This is a genomic window from Ruegeria sp. ABF4_144 (assembly GCF_056160045.1).
Window position 1 is genome coordinate 41,294 of sequence record NZ_JBSWWK010000004.1, and the last position, 20,275, is coordinate 61,568.

The window sequence follows — 20,275 nt, forward strand, 5'->3', positions numbered from 1 at the left end:
ATCTCTAGTGATTAGCCTCGCCATGCAGACGGAGGATTCAAGTTTATCAGCTTGTATTATTTAATTTCTTACTGATCATTGGGCAGGCACACCCCTCTTAACTGCGCAAGTATGCTTTCATTGTTTTCACATAACTTACGAGCAGTGTTCCTGTCACAAGGGCATTACAACCTCTCAAGTGCGCTTGCTGAGTTGTAAATTGGAGAAATAATATAACTCAGGACCGTAATTTGATCGGCTTCGAGCTCGGCCGTCAGATCCATGCCTGGGCGAAGAACAAGGTTTTTGCCTACCCAAATATCGCGGGATTGTGTCGAAATCTCCAGTTTAACCTGAAAACTTGGGGGTTCTTCGGGCAGATCCGAAGGGATTGTTGATGCGCTAATGTCAACGACGTTGGCTTCAAGTGTGCCATAAATGGAGAATTCATAAGACAGCAATTTCAAACGAGCGGGCATACCAACCTTGATAAAGGCTATATCTTGAGTTGAAACTCGTGCTTCAACGATGACGCCCCCACCGCTTGGAATAATCTCCAGCAGCGGCTCACCAGGTTCTACTACAGACCCCACCGTGTCGACCATGATCTGATTGATGAAGCCATTTGTTGGTGCGCGGATAGTCGTTCTCTCAAGCCGCTTCTCTGCACGTTTCAACACTTGTTCAACCGTCGCCAACTCAAGCACCGATTCAGAAAGTTGCTCGGCGATCTGCTGCTCTCGTTCTTCAATCACCTTGGACTTTTCGTGCAGAATTTTTGCAATAGTCGATTTCACATTGAGAAGTTGCAACTCAGGGGTGGCTTCAATTTCGACCAATGGTTCGAGAATTTCCAGCTCAGCTTGATGAATTTCTAACTGCTCTTCTATTGTCGAAACCTGAGAGGAAATGAAGCTAACCCGCTCGTCCAGCAAAGTCTGTTCTGCGACTAGAAGTTGATCCCAGTTTTCAACATTATAACGAGGTATTTTGATTTCCAGGCTATTGTTCAATTCAGCTTCAAGCCGAGCAATTCTAATTGTTAGCGATGCGACCTGTTGCTTCAATTCCTCTACGGTTGAACTGACTTCAGTGTCATCCAGCTTAAATAGGATTTCTCCTTCGGTCACCTGCCCCCCTTCGCTCACAAGAATATCTCGTATTATACCACCGTCGAGATGCTGAATCAGATATGTCTCTGAGTCCGGGACAAGCACCCCTGGAGCTACAACGACTTGATCCATCTTTGATGTGTAGACCCAGGCAAACAGAGAGCTAAACAAGACAACCAGTAGGATCAGAAGATTTGATGGAGCGAAGGACCGACTTGGGCGTTTTCTTAGATCAAGAGCCATAGGTCACCTCCATTTGTACAGATTGGGCTTGAGAACCAGTCCCTGCCTTTTTGTTTACTTCTTTCACGCCTTTTTTACTTTTAGGCGCCATAATTATTTCTGCAGCATCATCGGCGACGACTCTTCCTTCGTTTAAAACCACAATACGGTCGACAATTCTTAGGATTGCCGCTCTATGCGTTGCCACGACCAAAGTACGATTTGCTATCCAGCTATGAATATTTTGAACGACTTCATTCTCTAGTTTTGAATCAAAATTTGCAGTCGGTTCGTCCAACAAAACTATGCGCGGATTCGTGACAATCAGTCGGGCCAATCCTACGCTCTGCCGTTGACCGGTAGAAAGGCCAACACCACCGTCTGCAATTTCAAACTCCAAACCTTCAGGATGGATCCTTAGGAAGTCCTCCAGACCCGACAACTTAGCTGCTTCCAGAATATTGTCGTCAGTGTACGCAGGATCACCGAACGCTATGTTGTCACGTAATGTTCCCTTAAACAGTCGAACTTCAGCCGACAGCAAGCCGACGTTTTTTCTAATGTCCGTTATATCTATTTGCTTGAGATCAATCCCATCCAAAAACACGGAACCTTCGTCACTCAGAATTAAGCCTGATAGCAGTTTGAGTAGAGTAGATTTGCCAGAACCGTTTTTGCCGATAAGTGCGAGCCTCTCGCCTTCCTTAATTTCTAATCTGGAAATTTGAACAGCACTTCGCCCTTCTTCAACGTACTGAACCTTCGCCGCCTGAACTTCAAACGAACCACGAAACACTGATCGACGCAGCTTACCGCTGTTCACACTGTTTTCAGATTGGGCAGAAACAATACCGTCAAGGTTCTCAAGAGCCAGCTTAGCTTGATGATAACGCACTAAAATCGCACTCAAGCGCACCGCGGGATTCAAAGCACGAGATGTCAGAATCGACGTTGCAATAATAGCCCCAACACTAACTTCGTTTTGCAGTACTAACAAAACACACGTTGATATTGTGCCCGTAAACGCGATTTGTTGAGCAGTCGCGGACCACTGCCCCAAAAGCCCGGTAAATCTGCGTTGTTGAGAAGTCTCGTCCCCCGAGAGTTCTAGGATTTCCCTCCATTGACGCGAGAAGAAAGGTGCAGCGTTTGCTGACTTTATTGCTTCAAGCCCATACGATACTTCCGTAACGCAACGGCCCGTCGTCGACCTTACACTCGAAGAATCTTGTGTTTGGCGCACTAATCTTGCTCGAAATATTAAAGGAGGCAAACAAATCAATAGTATTCCCAGCACCGGGACATAAACAACGGGACCGGCAATAAGGAAAATCAAAACCAGAAAAATAACTGAAAAAGGAATATCCATCACCGCTCCAGCGGCAATCTCAGTGAAAAATTCACGTATTGCAGAAAAGTCCGTCAGTGCCTGTGCTATGAACCCAGCTGGTGGAGCGCCTTTGCCCATACGAATTTCCAGAGTGCGTTCTAACAAATCCTGCGAAGCATTCTTTTCAACTTCGCGCCCGGCCTGGTCAACCAGAGTTGATCTTATCACCCTAAAGATAGCCTCAAAAAGGATGCATCCGAGGGTGGCAACAAGCAAAACCCACATTGTTTCCAATGATTGGCTAGGTAAAACCCTATCGTATACTTGCAGTGTGTAAAGAGAGCTAACTGTGGCCAACAAATTGGCAAAAAAAGTGGCCAAAAGGACCTTCAGAAATCCGGGCTTTTCCTTGTAAACCCTATTCCAAAACCAATGTCTTTGGTTCCGACGCCCAAACCTCTCACTCGCTATTTGCGAAAGCGACTTGTCAATTTCCAAGGCTGTGGGGAAAACATGCTTTTTTAGAAATTTGGAATTGACGCGTACAAAGCTGCTTCCAGTCGGTGCTGTAAAATCCAAGAGCTCCAAGTACTTCCTTGAATACGCTAAGAGTACAACGAACCCGCCAGATTTAAGTTGCAACAAACATGGCGTAGGCACTTTCGAACGGTGCCCCAGGCTGTGCAAGGTTAACTTTAATGAAAACCGTTCTTCGAGGCGTCGATAAAAGTCATCTTCTGGTGTTGAACGACGAAGGTAGGCCAAGTCCTCAACGCTCAAAGCGATGCCTTTTAGTTTGGCCAACTCCGAAATTTTTTCATCCAAGCTACCTGCGAGATTGTCAAACTTATCCGTCTGCAAACTTCAGTCCCCATGTAATTAATCGCCCAGTAAGCTCCCCCTGACGGACAGCAAGAAACAGGTTCTGTGCCTCGAAGTCCGCTCTGTCCCGTTGAGAATCCAAGTATGTTCTTGCAACCGATACAAAATCCGAGTTTGATCTGGATCCGGCCAACAACTGCTTTTCAAATGTCTCAATTTGCGACAGTGCTTTTAACTCCAACTTCCGTTGGCGAAGGATCAACTTGGATATTCGTTGCTGTTCGGCCCCAAGTTCAAAAAGCTCCGTTCGGTATTCACGCTTCGTTCGAGCCAACAAAGCCTTGCGAGCAGCAACTTCAGACTTCGCTGCATCTTTGCGCTGAGGTCCCGACAAACCAAGGAAACTGTCTGCGTCTAGTGCCAGCGTTAAACCGGGCGAACCGCTGGAAAGCAGAAGCCCTTGCAGAACAACACTTGGAAACTGGAAAGACTCCAATAAGTCCAATTGGCTTTCGGCTATTTGAACACTGATTTCCGCGGCAAACACATCAGGCGAAATATCAGATTGGGCTTGAAACCTGGGTATAGTATAGACAGATGCATTCAAAGCTTCGATTAACGGTATCTGGCCGAGCGCATACTCTGAATTTATCAGCGCATTCAATTGGATAAGGCTCGCTTCAATTTGAGCTTCATCTTCAGCAATTTGTGTTTCCACCTCAGAACGAAATAAGTCCAGCAACAACAGCTCAGACTTGTCAGCAGCGCCAGCTTTCACCTGCGATTCCGCTTTTTCAAGGAACTCTGAGAGCAATTGAGTGGTTTCTTTGGAGTACAGTCTCTTTGCCCGTGTCGAGGATATCTCTATCACGTGCCCAAGCGAGTCAGAGACGACTTCGTTGTTCTCAGTCCAAAATTCCGCTGAAGCGAGCAGAAGTTCCATTTCCGCTTCCAAACGGCGAGACTTGATACGACCAAAATCGACGACTGGAACACTTGCAGCTAGTCCCAACACTCCAGAGCCAGACGATGAAACTGAACCTCGAGGACTCAATTCCAAGAATTCCGGAAGCCCAAGGGCTTCGCGTCGCCCGATTGCCGCCTGTATACGCGAAGGCCCTGAAGAAACACTTCCATTGAATCGAAATGCCCCATCTGCAATTTCAGCTAAGGTTGTCCTCGGGTCAATTGCGACACCCAGATTGACTATCTTATCATCAGAATGATGCGGAAATGCTATCCTATCTGCATTATTCTTGGTAATACTCTCCGATTCAATTTCGGAACACGCCGCTAATACTACTAGAAGGATTGAATAGCTCCACAGTCTCATTGGAAACCTACAACGCTTTGGCGTAACGAAAAAACAACGTCATCCCGGTCGACTTCAAATGGGAACAGTGCCCAAAGTCCCCGGTCCAGGTGATAGGGACAATTCCATTTGATTGCCGAGAGCAAGCCGAACTTATTCGAGACACCGGTCGAAGAAAAACCACTGTCTTTTCAGTTAGATATTCTGTCATCCGCAGCATTTCATCGTGTGCCTGTATCAACGGCCTTTAGTAGTACTCAGCCGATTTATATTATTTGCACTATATGTTGGCGGGATAAGGCTCGTTCGCAATTTCGCTACTTGCCGCCACAACCATCAAGCAGGCGCTAATCAAAGCCATCATGGACGCTTTTAAGCTTCTCTTTTTATGCAATTCAGCGGACATTCGGGCTCACAGTTCGCTATATGCTTAATTGCGTCCGAAAAAAGAAATCTGAAGCCCACTCTGCCTTTTTTCTAACATATTTTAAATGATTTTCAGCCGATCTGTTGACTAGTTCGAGTTAATCTTCGTTGTGCGATCGCAACAGTTTCCTTTCATCGAAAAAAGGCCAGATCAAAACAACGAACATTTCATGCCGCAAGGCACTCGTCTGTAGCCTTTTGACCTCATCGAAGAAGCTTGAAAACTTCACGAGAGCACAAATTGCGAAATACTCATGAATGCAAAATACACATATTTCAAAGCCCGATACCGTCTGATGATAAGTGTAACTGGAAATGGAATGGCAGATCTAACTTCTCCTACTTTTCGCGTATTGCGAGTGGCTGAGTTGGTAGCGGAAAAGGGCCCCATAACACTTTCTGAACTATGTGAAGAATTGCCGATCTCCAGAGCAGCAATCTGGCGCGCACTGAACGTACTGCGATCTTCTCAATGGGTCAGAATGAGGCTAGGTGATCATGCTTTTGAGATAAATTTTCAGCTTAGCGAACTGATCTCCGTTGCGCCGGCAAAGATTGAGTTTGCACAAAAATATTCTCCCTTGATGCAATACATAGACTCCACCGGAGTATTCTTTGCGAAGATGGGGATGTTCACGGATACAGGGAAATTTTCTGTTATTGAGTCTAACAGAGCGGACATGAGAAATTCATACACGCTCTCGATGGTGTTCGACGTGATGGCAATAGCAGCTCAAATTCCCCTGCCCGAAAAACAACTCAGAAGGCATCTGGAAGCGTTTCAGTTAGAAGCAACGGCAGACGAAACAGCCCTCATAATGTCAGGTGAACACTTAACTTGCCTCACGAATTTCGCGGAAAACGGAATCGTGTGGTCCATAGATTTGGACAGCTTTTCCTTTCCTGTCGGACACAAACAAGGGTTCGAAGGGGCAATAGAAGTGTCTCTAAAGCGATCTACATCTAAATCTAAAGCATTGCTGAAGCAGTATGCTGCGGAGCTACTGAAATTAGTTGAGCAGTATCCAGATGGGCATTTTAGTGGTTCCATACCTAAAAAATTTGGAGGCTTAAAGAATTAGGTCTACGCAGCCGCGCCGATCATATGATACTTCATACTCGCCTGATGCGAGCTCATCGAGATTTGGAGGCCGGGTTCAAAACGACAAGGCAATCAGCGGCTTGGAAGTAAGCGATGTATCCGGATCGTGACCTGCACACGGCGGTTTAACTACTTAGTTCAGCGGCAGGAATCGGCTTTGGGAACAAGCTACTAACCTGTATGGATGACTAGCCGCATTCGCACACCTTGATCTTACCTTGTTCAATTCTGATTTGACCGGTTCATCGCTCTAACTTTCTGATTTCTTACTCTGCGCCGCCTCCAATTTGTTCATTATGAGCAGCCCTACCTTCTCTTCTTCGCTTTACGTTGAGAAAGCTGGCGTCGAACAGAGTCAATATGGTCACTCTGCTTAGTTCCAACTCTATTGGTTGGATCAGAAACCAAAAAACGGGAACGCAACATTAACATGAATTGCCGAAAATTTCGGAACCCGCGCAGCACCCATAGCCTCGGCCAATGACAAGAGTGAGGCGTGGTTCTCAATGCTTCCAAAGCTCTTAGTCGCAGTACTCACTGGACACGGCGAGCGTCGCTATCGCCTCCTGACATCCCAACACAGGATTCGTGTTTGTTGACCTGCGCATCTCAGGAGCGTTGCGGGTCGAGCTACCACTCGACTATTACCGCCTGGGCACAAAAGCTATTAAGAGACTGATCATCGCTACAATAGATAGTGCCCACCCAAAGTAGTCTGAAAAAATCCAATACTGAGGCCAAATTAACTCGCGCTCAAAATCATAATAGTGCCCAGAACCAAAGCTCAGAAGTGGCGGGTCTTGATAGTGTCTTTTGGTGACACCCCAAAGCGCGAACAAAATGCCAAATGCGGCTGAAGTGAGTAACCAACCCTGCTCAACTGCAAAGAAATGCTCAAAGCAAATGAATGCAAGTGCGATAAGAAGAAAACAGATCAGAAAGTAAAAAAGACCGACCACTCCCATGACTTTTATCAGCATCCACGCCAAGACTAAGACGATCCCAATAATTGTGATGCGCGCAAACCATTCAAACACATCATCTTGCATTCTCAGATTGTCCCAAACTTTCTTAACTTATTGATTCCACAAAGCTTCAATGGAAATCAGCGGTGCACCCTATAGACGTTTTTTAGCCTCCACCAAGCTTGAAGCAGACTGATCTTTGAACTTGCAGCGACGGGTCGACGCAGCCAATAAATCGATCGATGCCAAGTGGAAGACGAAGGCATTGAACGATCCTTAGTAAAGCTCGAGAAAACTTGTACCTGCTTAAGTCGAGTTCTTCATCAACCCCATTCCGTTCAGCGAGATGAGGGAGGCGCAACTTCATGTCTGGCACCGGGTCAAAAACAACAAATCAATCACAAGTGTAGGAATAAGCGGAGCCCGCGGCTCCCGACATGCGTAAAACGTTCCCATAGTCAGCTCGAAAAAAGGAATGGGCTTTGGGAAAATGAAACCAGCCGAACATGATTCCAACGTTGCTCGTGAGACCTGGGCTCAGGACCTATTGATTTTCGATTGGTTGCGTGGTTCACGGGTCGATAGACGAACGGTGAAGATGTCTGGTCTAATCTGGTTGAGTCTCGCGCAGATGGCACGGCTTGCGCCTTACTTTCCGAAGACCAATGGCAAGCCCCGTGTTGACGGTAAGCGCGTGCCGAGCGGAATTGTCTTCGTCAATCGCATTGCACCAAGCAGTAACCTTCATGATGAACCGTTGCCGATCGACATGGCTGAGAATGTGGGAAGCCCAGCTTGCGCAGCGTCGCGGTCGGAATATCGCGATGGTCGCCATCGCGCGCCATCGCTGCCATTCTTCACCCGATTTGGATCGATACACGGCCTTCCAGCCGAATGCCGCGGCGAACCTTGCCTGACCGGATGACCGGTCACCCATTGCCTGCTTGATCGCAAGCAGTCGGGGTCCCGCAGTGACGTGGTTTCGATGATGCCGTGGTCAGGACTGTCACTGACAAAAGTCAAGCAAACCAATGAGATGGGCACATCCGAATTACATCGAACCAGCATCATGTTGGCAGCCGCCGCTCCGACCACGAACCGAAAGCATGTACCCAAAGAACCTCAGCCGAAGGCGGCTAGAAAGCAGAGGCAGGCGAACCCGATCCGAGCGAACCGGCTTGGCCAATCTATTTGACTGCGTAAAATATTGACTTCGATAACCTTGTTATCGAAGTCCTGAGCTTAGTCCGTGCACGCTAAAATCGATTTTTTGCGGATCCTTCACACACTCAAAACCCGCCCCTCACTTCACATGGCGACAAGGTGACCGTTTTCCATCAGAGTATCCAGCAGGTCATCGAAGTACGCTACACTCTCCAGGGTGATTTTGACCGCCTGGGCCATCATGATCGATGATCAGGAACGTATTGCTAACCATCGCCGAGAGACATGTCGGCAACAGCTCTGAATTCTCCGCCCTCACTTGCCATCGCGATCAAATCGATCGTCCCGTCCCGATTAAGGTCAATCTCAATCGTGGAGCCGGGCTCCACCATCAATTGACCGATCTTGGAATGAAGTTTCTTGATCTGGGCCTCTGACGCGCGCGTCTCATCGGATTTGCCACGTTCAAAGGCACTGGGTGATGTTGGCAATCTCTGCACGCTTCCAGGCGCTGATCATGTTGGGATGCAAGCCTTACTTCTTCGACAGCTCTGCCAAGGTCATTTCCTTACGGATAGCTTCAAGCGCGGCCTTGGCTTTGAATTCAGGCGAGTGGTTCATTCTCTTAGCCATTCTGGATCGTCTCTTTCGTCACGGGACCCACCTTAAACTCTGGTCCGATTTTCTCCGACCATCTCTGCAACCAGGGTGGAACCTCTTCACTGCCATCCGGTAGAAGAACAGCTTCATCTGCCGCCGGAGCCTCGCCTGTATTGGTGTCCTGGTTGTAGTAGTTCTCGATCACCAGCATTGCGCCATGCTCTAGGCGCACGATCACGTCGTCGCCCCGGCGCTCTGTCCCTGTCACCTCATTGGAGCCATCCACAAAGATCCGGCTGCCCTGGCCGGTGCCAACACCCCCGAAGAACCCCTCAAGCACAGTGGTGCCACCACCGCTGGAGGTCACAACAAGATCTTCACCAATGCGCACAAGGCTCTCAACCGAGCCGACATTGAGCCCCAAATGGACATCAGACGGCCCGGACAGCTCGACGACACCTCCGGCCTGAACCACGGACAGCTCTGCCCCAGATGCGCGATCCACAACTTTCACAACCATCTCAATCTACCTGCCCGGTCACCAAAAGAGTTCTTCAAAAACAGGAAACGACCCATTGCCTCAAAAAGTTTCGGCCTTTCCCATTCCCTCCTGTGATCGAGTCAGCTTGATCCCATCACAGCCCCTCCCAATCCGTACCCATGCAAGCACAGAGTTTCTGGAGACCCGTTCCACTCGGCGAGATGGATTGGTTGCCAAAACTTGCTTTGGAAAAGCTTTCTGTTTTGCCCGATCAAATCTGTGAAAAAGGAATGAAACGTCTACGGGCAAACCCGCGCTGGCACATCGAGTCCAGCGGGGACGTCTACGGTTCTGATGCGAAGTCTTGGTTGGATGACAAGAACACGCGATCTGAATGCACTATTCGATTAAATATCCACTGCAAAAAAATCCGCTGGTGAGGCAATTCTTCAGGTGGGACATGGAAACCAGAAAAAGTACACACCAGTTGTGTTTTTAGCAAGCCTGTCTTGCCCCAAGATCTTCCGCCGAAGATCACTGAACGCCGTTTCTTGTTTGCACCCACTTAACCGCTCGCGAGGATATCGCGGACCACTGTTGAAAGCAGGTGGTAGAAACACAAATAATGCGCGACCTGCGGAGCCTTTGCTCGAACCGAAGATCGAAGTTGGTGTCGCATCCAGCCTATTGAAGAACATTATGGGTTGCATAACGTTGAAAGGTGACACGAACCATAACTCAACTCGACGTTTGGTACGAATGAATGGAAACACTCGTTGTCATCGCGGAAGCCCAACTGTTAGCGGCGATTGCGGCCGAGTCACGTTCATTCTGCTCGCCCCTGGCTGAAGGTCAGCGACATTATCAAATCATCGACCTTTACGCCGTTGAAGTTTCCGCTGCCAATTCTGGCGAGGGCCATCCCAGATTAGGTGAAACCTGTAGCCTTCAATTCACTGTTGGCAACTTTCGGACCCCCGAAGGCACTAGATCGCATTGTCCCGGAAGTTGCCGTCAAACACAGGCGGGACAATTGACCCGACTGCTTTGGGTTGCGATCAATTGCTGTTACGGCCAAGAACCTGCTTCAGATAGCCTGTCGAATGCCATGTCTGGCTTGCGCAGAAGACCCCAGCACAGCCCTTGAGTGTCAGACTGTTTCGATCCGTTTTCCGGATAGATCCCCGAAACGTCCGCCCAGTCGCGGGGTCGCGAAGCGCACCTTCCCACACGCCTTTGTTTATAGTGAGGTTCGTTAGGATCACATCGCCAATTCGTGCATGAGGAGCCTCCTCCTGATCCCACATCCACACGAGGCGACCGCATTTGGTGGCTTCGTCTGCCGCACAGGTTTCGAACCTGACGATAACGCCAAGTCCTGGCGATGCGTAACTACCGGCAAGCTCAAAGGCGTTGCCCCGGTCTGCCAAACAAGCACCGAATAGGACAAAGACCAGAGCCCCGGATTTGAGACGACTTTTTGAAACACGGGGGGCGGTCTTGGCAAATGCGTCCAAGTATCGCGGATGCTCGGTCTTCATGAGGCGGTCCCACCATGAGAAGTAGAGGCCAAGATTATAACCTGCACAAGCGTGGTGCAGATCATGATGAGTAACTGTTGTCATCCAGCCAAATACGGGACGGCCTGTTGCAGTTGCAGGAAAGACCTCGACCCCACAATGGCCCAAGGCATTGCGCAACATCATGTGAGTCACAAAAATGAAAAGCGCCGCGGGATGAGCTGGCAACAAGATCAGGACCAAAGGCAAATAGACGGCATTTACCACCGCCTCACCCACATCGAAGCTGTAGGACGTGAACGGCGTCGGCTGATGCGACCTGTGGTGCAGCCGGTGAAACCGCCGAAAGAGCGGAGGATAATGAATCACGCGATGGGTCCAGTAGAACCACGCATCATGCAGGACGATCAGTAGGGCCGTGCTAAGCAGGAGATAGCCCCATCCATAGGCCGAAACGTCTTGGTATATGGTCAGCAGACCGGCATTGGCCCCAAATGCTATCGACGTTCCCGCAGCGGCAAAAATCAAAACGGTGCGCAGGCTGGCCAATATCTCTCGCCTGATCTGGCCTGAGGGAGGTTCCGTGGTCCTGATCTTCTGATCGCGCAGGCAGCGGGACAGAAAAACGCAGATCACGAGATACGTGCCGCCCGCGCCCACAACATATCGCAGCAGATCCGCGCCAAAGATATCAACATAGATGGACAATATATCTAAAAGAGGGGTCATGTTTCGCTCCGTCATCAAATTGGACATGGACGAAAGACTCGTGGCCGCGGTGGGCGTTAGCGCACCGATTTCGAAACTCGGCGCGGATTCTTCAAGATCGGCAAGGATTTTTCACAATCGGCAGGTGTGCGTCGTTGACCTGCGCTGGAAACAGGAATTTGCTTGTGACCACAATGCAAGACCTTTCAATCCTTGATCTCTTCCTCAGGGGAAGCGCCTTCGGTACGCTCGTCCTGTGTGCATTTGTTTTTTTGACAAACGGCGCGCAAACACGGAAAAGCGCTTCGGTTGCATCGCTATGCCTGTGTCTGGGTCCCTACCTTATCGTTTCATCCCCAAGTATCGAACTGCCCTCAGCGGCGCAGTCAGCACTTGTCATCGTGGCGTCGACCATCCCTGTATTGGTGTATTGGGCGGCCATCGAACTGTTTCAGGACAACGTGCGGATCAGGCTCTGGCAAATACTTGTGGCGGTCATCCTTGTTGGTGCGGCGTGGCTGGCCCATTTGAACTTTCCAACGGACATCATTCGCGGCGCCTGTGCGCTTGTGCTCTTTTTGCACGTCCTTGTTGTTGTCATCAAAGGTGATGCGGACGATCTGGTAGCGACCCGCCGCCAATTCAGGCGCTGGTTCCTGGCTTGGATTCTCGGCCTTGGCATCATCATAACAATTCTTGAGGTCACGCACCTGGACAGCACCCTTCCGTACTGGGCCCACGTGTCACAAGCCGCGCTTATTTTCCTGTCGGCTGGCGCATTCCTGATGTGGTCGGTGCGCTTGCGATCGGACGTCTGGATCATCCGGCCACCCGGGCAAAGAGATGACGCTGCGCTCAATCCTGCTGAAACCGCGCTAATCAGAAGGATCGAGAAGGCAATGTCCGAAGGGCTTTGGCGTGAAGAAGGTCTGACAGTCACGCAGATGGCCGCACATCTTGACGTGCCCGAACACCGTATCAGGGCCGCAATAAATCAAGGCATGGGTTACCGAAACTTTCCCAGCTACGTGAATAACTTTCGTATAGAAGAAGCTCAGAAATTATTGAGTGCACCGGAAATGGAGTTAAGCACCGTGTTGAGTATCGCCTTTGATGTGGGCTTCGCATCGCTCGGTCCATTTAACCGGGCGTTTCGGGAGAGAACGGGCATGACCCCGACTGACTTTCGAAAGAAGCATGCATCTAAACGAGGTTTTGGTGCAAAGACTTGAGCCCGTTGAGTTGCTTCAGAAATCGCATGTGAGTCAGGTGGCGAGCTCAGCGAACTGCTGAAATGGGCAGAGTCAAGGCGTGAGTTGTTCATTGCGGATCATGTGCGACACTTCGATTCCGTCGAGCGTTGCCGCCGCCGAAGCAAAGGCCTTGAACCCCAGCATTGGCCGCGAGCGTCTCTTGATGAAACGATGGTCCTGATCCACGATATTGTTCAAGCACTTCCGCCTTACCATCTCAATTGGGATCGGGCAGCCAAAGTCCAAACAGTCAGGTCCTGGTATCTGAATAACCTGATCGAACAGGATCATCGATTTATCAAGCGCCGCGTATGACACATGTGTGGGTTCAAATCCGCATCGACCGCTTTGGGCCGGGCGTGTAGCCTTAGATTGGAGGTACGGCACGCACGGCGACCAACTGTCTGGTCGCCACCCTTTCGCGATGTATCATATACAGCCCCGCACCGATGATGATGGCAATGCCAAGCAGGCTAAGTGTGTTCGGGAAGTCATTGAAGACAAGATAGCCGAACAAGGTCGCGACCGGCAGCTCAAAATACTGCAGCGGTGCCAGCGTGACCGAAGGCGCAAAAGACAGCGCATAGGTCATCATCATGTGGCTCACCGTCGCGAAAAAGCCAGCGCCCAAAAGCCACAACAAAGCGATGTCCGTCGGCCAAACGGGATCAAACAAATCAGAGCCGGAACCTTGCGCAACAATTAGAGCTGGAATGCAAAACAGGCTGGCGATCAGACCGGTGTGGAATTGCAGGGTCACAGGGTGCACCAGACGCGACAACCCCCGGGTCAAAAGAATGTAGAAAGCAAAGGCAACTGCCGTACCAAGCGGAATAATGGCAACCGCGCCGAAGGCTGCGAAACTGGGCTGAATGACGAACAACACCCCGACAAACCCCACAAGCGCCGCGCCGACGCGACGCGGGCCGACATCTTCACCAAAATAGAACTTGCCGACCAACAAGACGATGAACGGGGCCACGAACACGATTGCCAGCGCATCGGCAAGGGGCATCACCCGGATCGCGGCAATGAAGCAAAATGTTGCGAATACCAGCAGCAATGAGCGGAAAACCAGCACCATCAACTGATCTTTCGCCACGCGCAAGGACAGTCCCATTATCCAGATGAAAGGCGCCATCAGCGCGCATTGCACCACAAACCGAGCAGCCGTAATTTGCCCAACCGGCACACTGGTCGACGCGAGTTTCGCGGACACGTCCAGCAAAGGAGCGGTTAGGCAAAACCCCAGCATCAGCGCAACGCCGACAAGGGTGCGATCCGGAGATTGAGGTATGGGTTCAGCAGAGGTCATCGTTTCATTTACAGATGTCGCCAAATGCGTGTCTGTTCTCAATACGACCACAGGCAAAAGCTCCGCAATCCACGAGTTCGGGTTGAATTGGATATAGCGCTCGCGGCGAATGTCTCCTCTGAAGGCTTAAATGGCCCGAACGCGCAAAAGCGGCCAAAATCTATAACTATCCAAGAACAATAAAGAGTAACGGACTCTCGCTGCTCAGCAGCTTGAACAGGTAAGATGCGAGACATCACTGCCGTAGGGTGTCATTTCTGGAACGGTTGCTGTTAGCGCGCTGGCTGAGCCACCTCTAGACATCGCTGTGCGGCAATGAAGGGTGAGCTGCGGACCGGAATCCCTGTTTCCTTAAGCGTGCTCTCCGCCACACGCATCGATGCCTGTGCCAAAACAATGCTTTTTACGTCCGGCTCCTCCTGTATTTTCGACTTAATAGATTCAGCTATCGAAGTCGCGTAAGCTTCCATATCTCCAGCTTCAAAAAATGCCCACGCATCACGGCAGATCACGACGACAGGGGTTACATTTTGACCCGCTTTTTTCGCGCAATCATTGAGCAAATCCAGCGTCGCTTCGCGTGTGCTGTCTAAGCACAGAGCTACCAAGATTTTTTCACCATCCGCGCATGCCTGCTGCATCAATGGTCGGTCAATTCGGATGATGTTTTTTGATGATTTTGCTGCATCATCCGCCAATGGTCCTAAAGTGGAGCAGGTGCAAAGCACGGCATCGGCTGCGCTCAGGTCTTTGAGCAATGTTTCTACCTCCACACGAACTCCTTCGATGCCTTCCTGTCGCGCTCTATCAAGCAGCGTTGCATCAACATGATGGTCGAGTTGAACATTGCTATCGAGGCTGTCAAAAATCTGATCGAAGGTCGCAACGTGAACGTCAGCGGTATGAAGAAAGGCAATACGCATTGGTTATCTCATGAATTAGTGGAGAGTGGACCTTGTCCGCAAAAAGCTCGAATGTCAGCATCTATTGTCGAGATATAAACGGAAACTAGGTGACAAAGGCGGAGCAGCATTTCACGCCCACGGCGATTACTACGCAGTCACTCGCGGCCCAAAGCCGACATTCGCCATCTTCCGGAAATCACTGGCTGGCTTCCCAAGAGCAGTCATTCGAGGAGAGCGCAGCATTTTTTCTATAACTGCTCAGCGGGGCGATGCTGCTTTTCCTTGTCTTGCGCCCAATAACTAATTCAGCTCAAGGCCAACAGGAGTATTCAGTGCCTTGGATCGTCAGAGGGTTTTCGCTGTTTTCACGGAAACCCGCCCCGTCGTTCAATAGTCGTAGTCCGCGGCTACTCAGTCGAAGCGGAGTAACCGCAGATCTCGTTTAGCCGATGAATGACAGCACGTGATCCGTCACTTCACGCGGGGCGTCTTCAGGGCTGTAGTGGCCAGCACCCGGCAGGCGCTGAATTTTGCCATTCGGAAACACGGCCTCGAACAGTGGAAGAAAGTGCTTTGCATGCAGCGTGCGGTCTTCTTCCCCCCAGATCGCGAGTGCTGGTTTCGCACTGATCGCCTTTCGGGCCGCCGCGTCCGGTTCTTCGAACTTATGCGCCCCGGTCGCAAACCCCTTAGCCCATCCAATAGCACCGGCAGCTTCTGCCGGGGTTGGGAATGGCGCCCGATAGGCTTTGAGCCAAGCGTCCGTGACGATTGAGGCGTCTTCGAAACCGTTCAGCTTCAGTGTGGACAGGATCGTGTAGTCAAGCTGGCCCAGAAGCGGTTCCAGAGTGCCGTCATCTTGCGCTTTCAGGATCCACTGAAACCAGGGGGCCTCGCCAGCATTTGCAACCAACCGGTCAACGAGGTCAGCCTGACCGAACGGCGTTGGCCCGTTGACAGAGACAATCCGCTTTATCCGGTCCGGATGGCGGATTGCGAACCCCATACCCGCCGGCCCGCCAAAGTCATGCATCACAAGGGTTACGTCGCGCAGGTCGAGGGCAAGAGCGACCGCCTCCAAATTGTCGATATGGTCCTGCAGCCAGTAGGTCCGGTCGCCTGGCGTGGCGCTTTTGCCAAAGCCCATATGGTCAATCGCCACGACCCGATGATGGCGCGACCACGTGGCGATTTGGTGCCGGAAAAGATAGCTCCAGGTGGGCTCGCCATGCAGCAGAAGCAGAGTCTCGGGCCCCTCGCCGACATCAATATAGTGGGCGGCGTAACCCGGCGCGTCGGTGTAGCGAGCGGGAAAAGGCCAGGTGCCATCAAAGGTAGCATCGGCCGGTACGGCAGGTTTCGGGTGGGTCATGTTGGGTTCTCCAAAGCTCGGGGATGGTCGAAGGCCTGCGCTGAACGCGCCTGCCACGGTCAACTGCAGCATTGTGCGGCGTGTGACTTGGCTCTTATATGCGGACGGCTTGCGTATGCTCATCACTGCCTCTTTCCCTCGCACACACGGTATTCGACCTCTGTGTTGAAGTTTCCGGCCCCTTGATTGGTGGACCGCCAGCGCCCGTGGAACCGGCGCGCAAATTCTTCGGAAGCCTGGTCAGCGGTGTCTTGGACAGCGCGATCAATATCGCTCGGTTCCAAGCCAATGTCGCGCAAACGAACGCGTTCGAGACCCTCCAGTGCCCGTCGGGTCTTGCGAGTTGTCAAGGCGTGGAAACCCGCAACGACAATGCCTGGAAACAGGCTGAGTTCGACAGGCGCGTTAAACTTGTCTGCCGCAGGCCCGCGATCGGCGGGATCTGAAAACAGGCCCTTCTGGCCGTGCGTTGGGCGGTTATCACGTCGCGCTTTAGTCATGGCGTGCTCCTTTCGGTTACAAGGAGGAACGTAATTTGGCGCTTGGATTCTTACCAATTCGAAGGAGTCGCATATCTGATCGGCTAAATAGATCGCTTGATGATAAGGCTCAAAATCCGGTTTCCACGAGAGCCTCGGTGAGCCAGTCAGCGAATAGCGACATTGCTCGGGTGAAAGGCCGACCTTCAGCGCTTACCAGCCAATAGCCGAGGTCTTCGTCTACTATCTCAGGTTCCGCGAGCCAAGTGAGCCGACCTTCACGCACGAGCGTTTCAACGAGTAACTGACGACCGATTGCCACACCTCCGCCATCGATCGCGGCCTGGATCACCACATTATAGTCGTTGAGCGGCATCCGTTTCACGCCCGCTATATCAATTCCGTGCGACTCTGCCCAAGACTGCCATTCCTGCTCCTTGCGGCTCATGAGAAGTTGATCGTCAGACAGGCCTGTGAGCGGAAGGGTTCGCTCGGAATGTGCAACGGGGGCAATCTTTTCGACATGCAACAGCCGGGCATCCACACCCTTCCACGGGCCGGTTCCGAACCTCACGCCCAGATCAGCCTCGTCGCGAGCAAAGCTGACAATCTCGAGTGTCGGGTCCAGTTCAATGTCAATCCCTGGATGCACATCCGAAAAAGAGGCAAGACGCGACATGAGCCACATTGAGCAGAAGGACGGCAGCGCCGTGACGCGAAGCGTCTCCCGCCCAGCTTCGGCCCGAAGCTCTGCGGTCGCATCCGTGATTGTCCGGAATGCGGCGTTGATTTCTACGAGATAACGTTCCCCCTCAGGAGTTAACGAGATGCTGCGGGCATGCCGTGCGAAAAGCGGCGTTCCGAGCATCGTTTCGAGCTGCCGAATGTGATGGCTGACCGTGCTTTGCGATATCAGCAATTCATCCGCGGCCTTTCGAAAACTTAAGAGTCTCGCAACAGCTAAAAAAGCGCGAAGCGACAGAAGCGGAGGAAGGTTCGGGCTTGAGCGCAAACAGTTGGCCTCACATTTCTCGGGGAGAGTACCTTCAAGCAGTACAGCGCGTTATGGACAAGTCCGCAAGCCCATGCGGTTCTTAGCTGCCCTCGCCTACGGCCCTTATCTGTCATTGGCCTATGCATAACACCGCTGCACTGCAGCCAGTAAATCCGGACCTTCGTTGTATGCGCGCGATTCAGGAAAAGCTGAATGGAAAATCTACGAGACAACCCGTCACTCAAGCCGCTGTCGGCAGTAACTCTTTGAGCAATCAGGTTGTGCCCTATCCCGTTTCGAAATCCTGAAGAAGTGTGGGGATCAGTTTCTCAGCCAGCGATGCGACCGCGTCGACGCGCGCGATGCGCCGCGTTCCCGGGCGATAGGTCAAAAAAACCGAATATGGCCGCGAAACGTGGTCAGGAAGACATCTGATCAGCCGACCATCGATCAGCGCGTCCGCCAGCATAAACTCTGGCAGAAAAGCATAGCCTTGTCCGGCCACAGCCAGGTCGAACAACACCGGGAAGCTCCGGGTTGCGAAGGGTCCGCTGACCTGTACCGGAGAAACACCCTTCGGCGAGAAAAATGTCCAGGTGGTCTCTGCAACATCACTGCGGAATGTCAGGCAGGGTTTGTCGCTAAGGTCGCTTGGCGTGTTTGCCGGGGAACGTGCCGCGAGCTCCGGCGCAGCAACCAGCCAGCAATTGAAACTGCCAAGTTCTTTTGCAACCAACCGGTCGTCGTCAAACGTGCCTATACGAAAGGCCAGATCCGTACTTGGGTCTTGCATATCTTCAAAATCATAAGCCGAACGCATGACCAAAGTGAGATCGGGAAATCTCTCTCTCACCGACGGAAGCAGCGTCGAGGCGATGAGCGACCCGAATTCAGCGGTAGCAGCGATATTGACCTGTCCCGAAACATCCCCGGTTTCTTCGCGCGCAATGTCATCGAGAAGATCAATGTCGGCCAGAATGGATTGAATGCGCTGATGCAGCCGGATGCCTGTAGGGGTCAGCTTGACTGACCTGCCACTGCGTTCGACCAGTTTGACACCAAAATGCTCTTCGAGCCGCGAGATGTGTCGGCTGACCCCGGATTTCGCCATGTTCAGATGGTCGGCTGCAACACTGATACCCCCCAGACGCGCGACGGTATGAAAGCTGATAAGGGCGGGCATGCCAACCGTTCTAATATTCGCAACCATTTGTTCATATTGATACGTCTGTTGCTTTTCATTGGCAATACTTAACTTCGGCTCATCAGATGGTCCCAGACCGGGATCACATGCAGGAGAAAGCAAATGAAAATTCTCGTCACAGGGGCCAGCAGCGGGTTTGGTAATCTGATCGTGGCTGATTTGATCAAGGCCGGGCATCGCGTCGCCGGAACAGTCCGCGATCCGGAAGGACGCAACCAAGATGCAGCACAGGCGTTGCGTGAGATCGGCGTCGAAGTGGTCGATATCGACGTAACCGACCACACGTCGGTCGAAGCAGGTGTTGCCGCGGCTGAGGTTGCCTTTGGCCATGTCGACGTTCTGGTCAACAATGCGGGCGCCGGTGCACATGGCCTGCAGGAAAACTTCTCTGGGGAAGACTTTCAACGCATCTTCGACGTCAACGTCTTTGGGGTTCAACGCATGACGCGCGCAGTTCTGCCTAAGATGAGAGAGCGGCGATCCGGGCTGATCTTGAATGTCACCAGCCTTCTTGGCCGTATCACCGTTCCCTTCCTTGGGCCGTATAATGCAGCAAAATGGGCGGTTGAGGCCCTAAGCGAGAATTATCGCTGGGAGTTGAGCCAGTTCGGTGTCGATGTGGCCGTGATCGAGCCGGGTGGTTTCCCGACGAATTTCTTCGCCAACCTTATTGCTCCGGCGTCGCGCGACCGTGACGCAAGCTATGGCGAGTTCGCTGGTGCACCTGAGGCCATGCTTCAAGGCATGGGAGACTCCCTCGCTAACAATCCCTTGCAGGTGCCGCAAATTGTGGCGGACGCGGTACTGGAGGTCATCCATACGCCTGCAGGTGAACGCAAATTCCGCAACGAAGTGGACAAAAGCGGTATGGCCGAGCCTGTTATTCCGATGAACGAGCAGGCGGAGGCGGCCACCAAGGCGCTCTTTACTGCCTATGGGATGGACGGCATGATGACGTTAAACACCACCGTCGCTGACGCAGCCTGACACGCGCGGCAGGCCCGGGTAAA

The 20,275-nt window shown here is 51.7% G+C and carries 16 protein-coding genes and 2 pseudogenes; 4 read left to right on the forward strand and 14 right to left on the reverse strand.

Annotation, left to right across the window (positions count from 1 at the left end):
• Positions 1–164: 164 nt before the first annotated feature.
• The 3 genes from ACXAGD_RS22470 to ACXAGD_RS22480 are packed head-to-tail and all read right to left on the reverse strand — an operon-like array spanning position 165 to position 4,798.
• Positions 165–1,334 carry a beta-barrel domain-containing protein gene (locus ACXAGD_RS22470; protein WP_475214271.1) on the reverse strand — a complete coding sequence of 390 codons (1,170 nt, stop codon included), beginning with the start codon at positions 1,332–1,334 and terminating at the stop codon, positions 165–167.
• Positions 1,324–3,504 carry an ATP-binding cassette domain-containing protein gene (locus ACXAGD_RS22475; RefSeq protein ID WP_475214273.1) on the reverse strand — a complete coding sequence of 727 codons (2,181 nt, stop codon included), beginning with the start codon at positions 3,502–3,504 and terminating at the stop codon, positions 1,324–1,326. The genes ACXAGD_RS22470 and ACXAGD_RS22475 overlap by 11 nt, the downstream gene beginning before the upstream one ends.
• A complete protein-coding gene (locus ACXAGD_RS22480) occupies positions 3,491–4,798 on the reverse strand; it encodes a TolC family protein (protein WP_475214275.1) in 1,308 nt (435 codons plus the stop codon). Before ACXAGD_RS22480 ends, ACXAGD_RS22475 begins: the two co-directional genes overlap by 14 nt.
• A gap of 725 nt (positions 4,799–5,523) precedes the next feature.
• Here ACXAGD_RS22480 and ACXAGD_RS22485 point away from each other — a divergent pair.
• Positions 5,524–6,285 (forward strand): HTH domain-containing protein, encoded by a 762-nt coding sequence (locus ACXAGD_RS22485; protein WP_475214277.1) that lies wholly within the window; start codon positions 5,524–5,526, stop codon positions 6,283–6,285.
• 664 nt (positions 6,286–6,949) lie between these two features.
• Here ACXAGD_RS22485 and ACXAGD_RS22490 read toward each other — a convergent pair.
• Entirely contained in the window at positions 6,950–7,354 is a 405-nt protein-coding gene (locus tag ACXAGD_RS22490; RefSeq protein ID WP_475214279.1) for a hypothetical protein, read from the reverse strand.
• A 514-nt stretch (positions 7,355–7,868) separates the two neighbouring features.
• On the opposite strand from ACXAGD_RS22490, the pseudogene ACXAGD_RS22495 reads away from it, so the two are divergent.
• A pseudogene (locus tag ACXAGD_RS22495) lies at positions 7,869–7,994 on the forward strand (IS5/IS1182 family transposase); the annotation flags it as partial.
• A 706-nt stretch (positions 7,995–8,700) separates the two neighbouring features.
• Here the strand turns inward: ACXAGD_RS22495 and ACXAGD_RS22500 are convergent.
• The 3 genes from ACXAGD_RS22500 to ACXAGD_RS22510 form a co-directional block, all read right to left on the reverse strand.
• Positions 8,701–8,925, reverse strand: coding sequence for a hypothetical protein (locus tag ACXAGD_RS22500; RefSeq protein ID WP_475214281.1), 225 nt, complete (start codon positions 8,923–8,925; stop codon positions 8,701–8,703).
• 134 nt (positions 8,926–9,059) lie between these two features.
• Complete coding sequence (locus ACXAGD_RS22505; protein ID WP_475214283.1) at positions 9,060–9,554, reverse strand: BapA prefix-like domain-containing protein; 495 nt, start codon at positions 9,552–9,554, stop codon at positions 9,060–9,062.
• A 1,019-nt stretch (positions 9,555–10,573) separates the two neighbouring features.
• Entirely contained in the window at positions 10,574–11,764 is a 1,191-nt protein-coding gene (locus tag ACXAGD_RS22510) for a sterol desaturase family protein (protein WP_475214285.1), read from the reverse strand.
• A gap of 173 nt (positions 11,765–11,937) precedes the next feature.
• On the opposite strand from ACXAGD_RS22510, the gene ACXAGD_RS22515 reads away from it, so the two are divergent.
• Positions 11,938–12,975: a helix-turn-helix domain-containing protein gene (locus tag ACXAGD_RS22515; protein ID WP_475214287.1), complete on the forward strand. Its 1,038-nt coding sequence runs from the start codon at positions 11,938–11,940 to the stop codon at positions 12,973–12,975.
• A 72-nt stretch (positions 12,976–13,047) separates the two neighbouring features.
• On the opposite strand, the pseudogene ACXAGD_RS22520 reads toward ACXAGD_RS22515, so the two are convergent.
• The 7 genes and pseudogenes from ACXAGD_RS22520 to ACXAGD_RS22550 form a co-directional block, all read right to left on the reverse strand.
• Positions 13,048–13,236: pseudogene (locus ACXAGD_RS22520) on the reverse strand (DDE-type integrase/transposase/recombinase); the annotation flags it as partial.
• A 127-nt stretch (positions 13,237–13,363) separates the two neighbouring features.
• On the reverse strand, positions 13,364–14,311 hold the full coding sequence (locus ACXAGD_RS22525) for a DMT family transporter (RefSeq protein ID WP_475214289.1): 948 nt from the start codon (positions 14,309–14,311) through the stop codon (positions 13,364–13,366).
• A gap of 272 nt (positions 14,312–14,583) precedes the next feature.
• Complete coding sequence (locus tag ACXAGD_RS22530) at positions 14,584–15,234, reverse strand: aspartate/glutamate racemase family protein (protein ID WP_475214291.1); 651 nt, start codon at positions 15,232–15,234, stop codon at positions 14,584–14,586.
• A 424-nt stretch (positions 15,235–15,658) separates the two neighbouring features.
• Positions 15,659–16,711, reverse strand: a complete 1,053-nt coding sequence (locus ACXAGD_RS22535; protein ID WP_475214293.1) for an alpha/beta fold hydrolase — start codon at positions 16,709–16,711, stop codon at positions 15,659–15,661.
• Positions 16,711–17,088 (reverse strand): hypothetical protein, encoded by a 378-nt coding sequence (locus ACXAGD_RS22540; protein ID WP_475214295.1) that lies wholly within the window; start codon positions 17,086–17,088, stop codon positions 16,711–16,713. The genes ACXAGD_RS22535 and ACXAGD_RS22540 overlap by 1 nt, the downstream gene beginning before the upstream one ends.
• 109 nt (positions 17,089–17,197) lie before the next feature.
• Positions 17,198–18,079, reverse strand: coding sequence for a LysR substrate-binding domain-containing protein (locus ACXAGD_RS22545; protein ID WP_475214297.1), 882 nt, complete (start codon positions 18,077–18,079; stop codon positions 17,198–17,200).
• Positions 18,080–18,347: 268 nt separating this feature from the next.
• Positions 18,348–19,442: a LysR family transcriptional regulator gene (locus tag ACXAGD_RS22550; RefSeq protein ID WP_475214299.1), complete on the reverse strand. Its 1,095-nt coding sequence runs from the start codon at positions 19,440–19,442 to the stop codon at positions 18,348–18,350.
• Here ACXAGD_RS22550 and ACXAGD_RS22555 point away from each other — a divergent pair.
• Entirely contained in the window at positions 19,368–20,252 is an 885-nt protein-coding gene (locus ACXAGD_RS22555; RefSeq protein WP_475214301.1) for an SDR family oxidoreductase, read from the forward strand. The genes ACXAGD_RS22550 and ACXAGD_RS22555 overlap by 75 nt on opposite strands.
• Positions 20,253–20,275: the final 23 nt, after the last annotated feature.

Bases quoted from the DNA above. Each gene is read 5' to 3' on its own strand.
- ACXAGD_RS22470 (WP_475214271.1), bottom strand. From the start codon at position 1,334: ATGGCTCTTGATCTAAGAAAACGCCCAAGTCGGTCCTTCGCTCCATCA.
- ACXAGD_RS22510 (WP_475214285.1), bottom strand. From the start codon at position 11,764: ATGACCCCTCTTTTAGATATATTGTCCATCTATGTTGATATCTTTGGC.
- ACXAGD_RS22505 (WP_475214283.1), bottom strand. From the start codon at position 9,554: ATGGTTGTGAAAGTTGTGGATCGCGCATCTGGGGCAGAGCTGTCCGTG.
- ACXAGD_RS22485 (WP_475214277.1), top strand. From the start codon at position 5,524: ATGGCAGATCTAACTTCTCCTACTTTTCGCGTATTGCGAGTGGCTGAG.
- ACXAGD_RS22480 (WP_475214275.1), bottom strand. From the start codon at position 4,798: ATGAGACTGTGGAGCTATTCAATCCTTCTAGTAGTATTAGCGGCGTGT.
- ACXAGD_RS22525 (WP_475214289.1), bottom strand. From the start codon at position 14,311: ATGACCTCTGCTGAACCCATACCTCAATCTCCGGATCGCACCCTTGTC.
- ACXAGD_RS22530 (WP_475214291.1), bottom strand. From the start codon at position 15,234: ATGCGTATTGCCTTTCTTCATACCGCTGACGTTCACGTTGCGACCTTC.
- ACXAGD_RS22535 (WP_475214293.1), bottom strand. From the start codon at position 16,711: ATGAGCATACGCAAGCCGTCCGCATATAAGAGCCAAGTCACACGCCGC.
- ACXAGD_RS22555 (WP_475214301.1), top strand. From the start codon at position 19,368: ATGAAAATTCTCGTCACAGGGGCCAGCAGCGGGTTTGGTAATCTGATC.
- ACXAGD_RS22550 (WP_475214299.1), bottom strand. From the start codon at position 19,442: ATGCCCGGCCTTGATCAAATCAGCCACGATCAGATTACCAAACCCGCT.
- ACXAGD_RS22540 (WP_475214295.1), bottom strand. From the start codon at position 17,088: ATGACTAAAGCGCGACGTGATAACCGCCCAACGCACGGCCAGAAGGGC.
- ACXAGD_RS22515 (WP_475214287.1), top strand. From the start codon at position 11,938: ATGCAAGACCTTTCAATCCTTGATCTCTTCCTCAGGGGAAGCGCCTTC.
- ACXAGD_RS22490 (WP_475214279.1), bottom strand. From the start codon at position 7,354: ATGCAAGATGATGTGTTTGAATGGTTTGCGCGCATCACAATTATTGGG.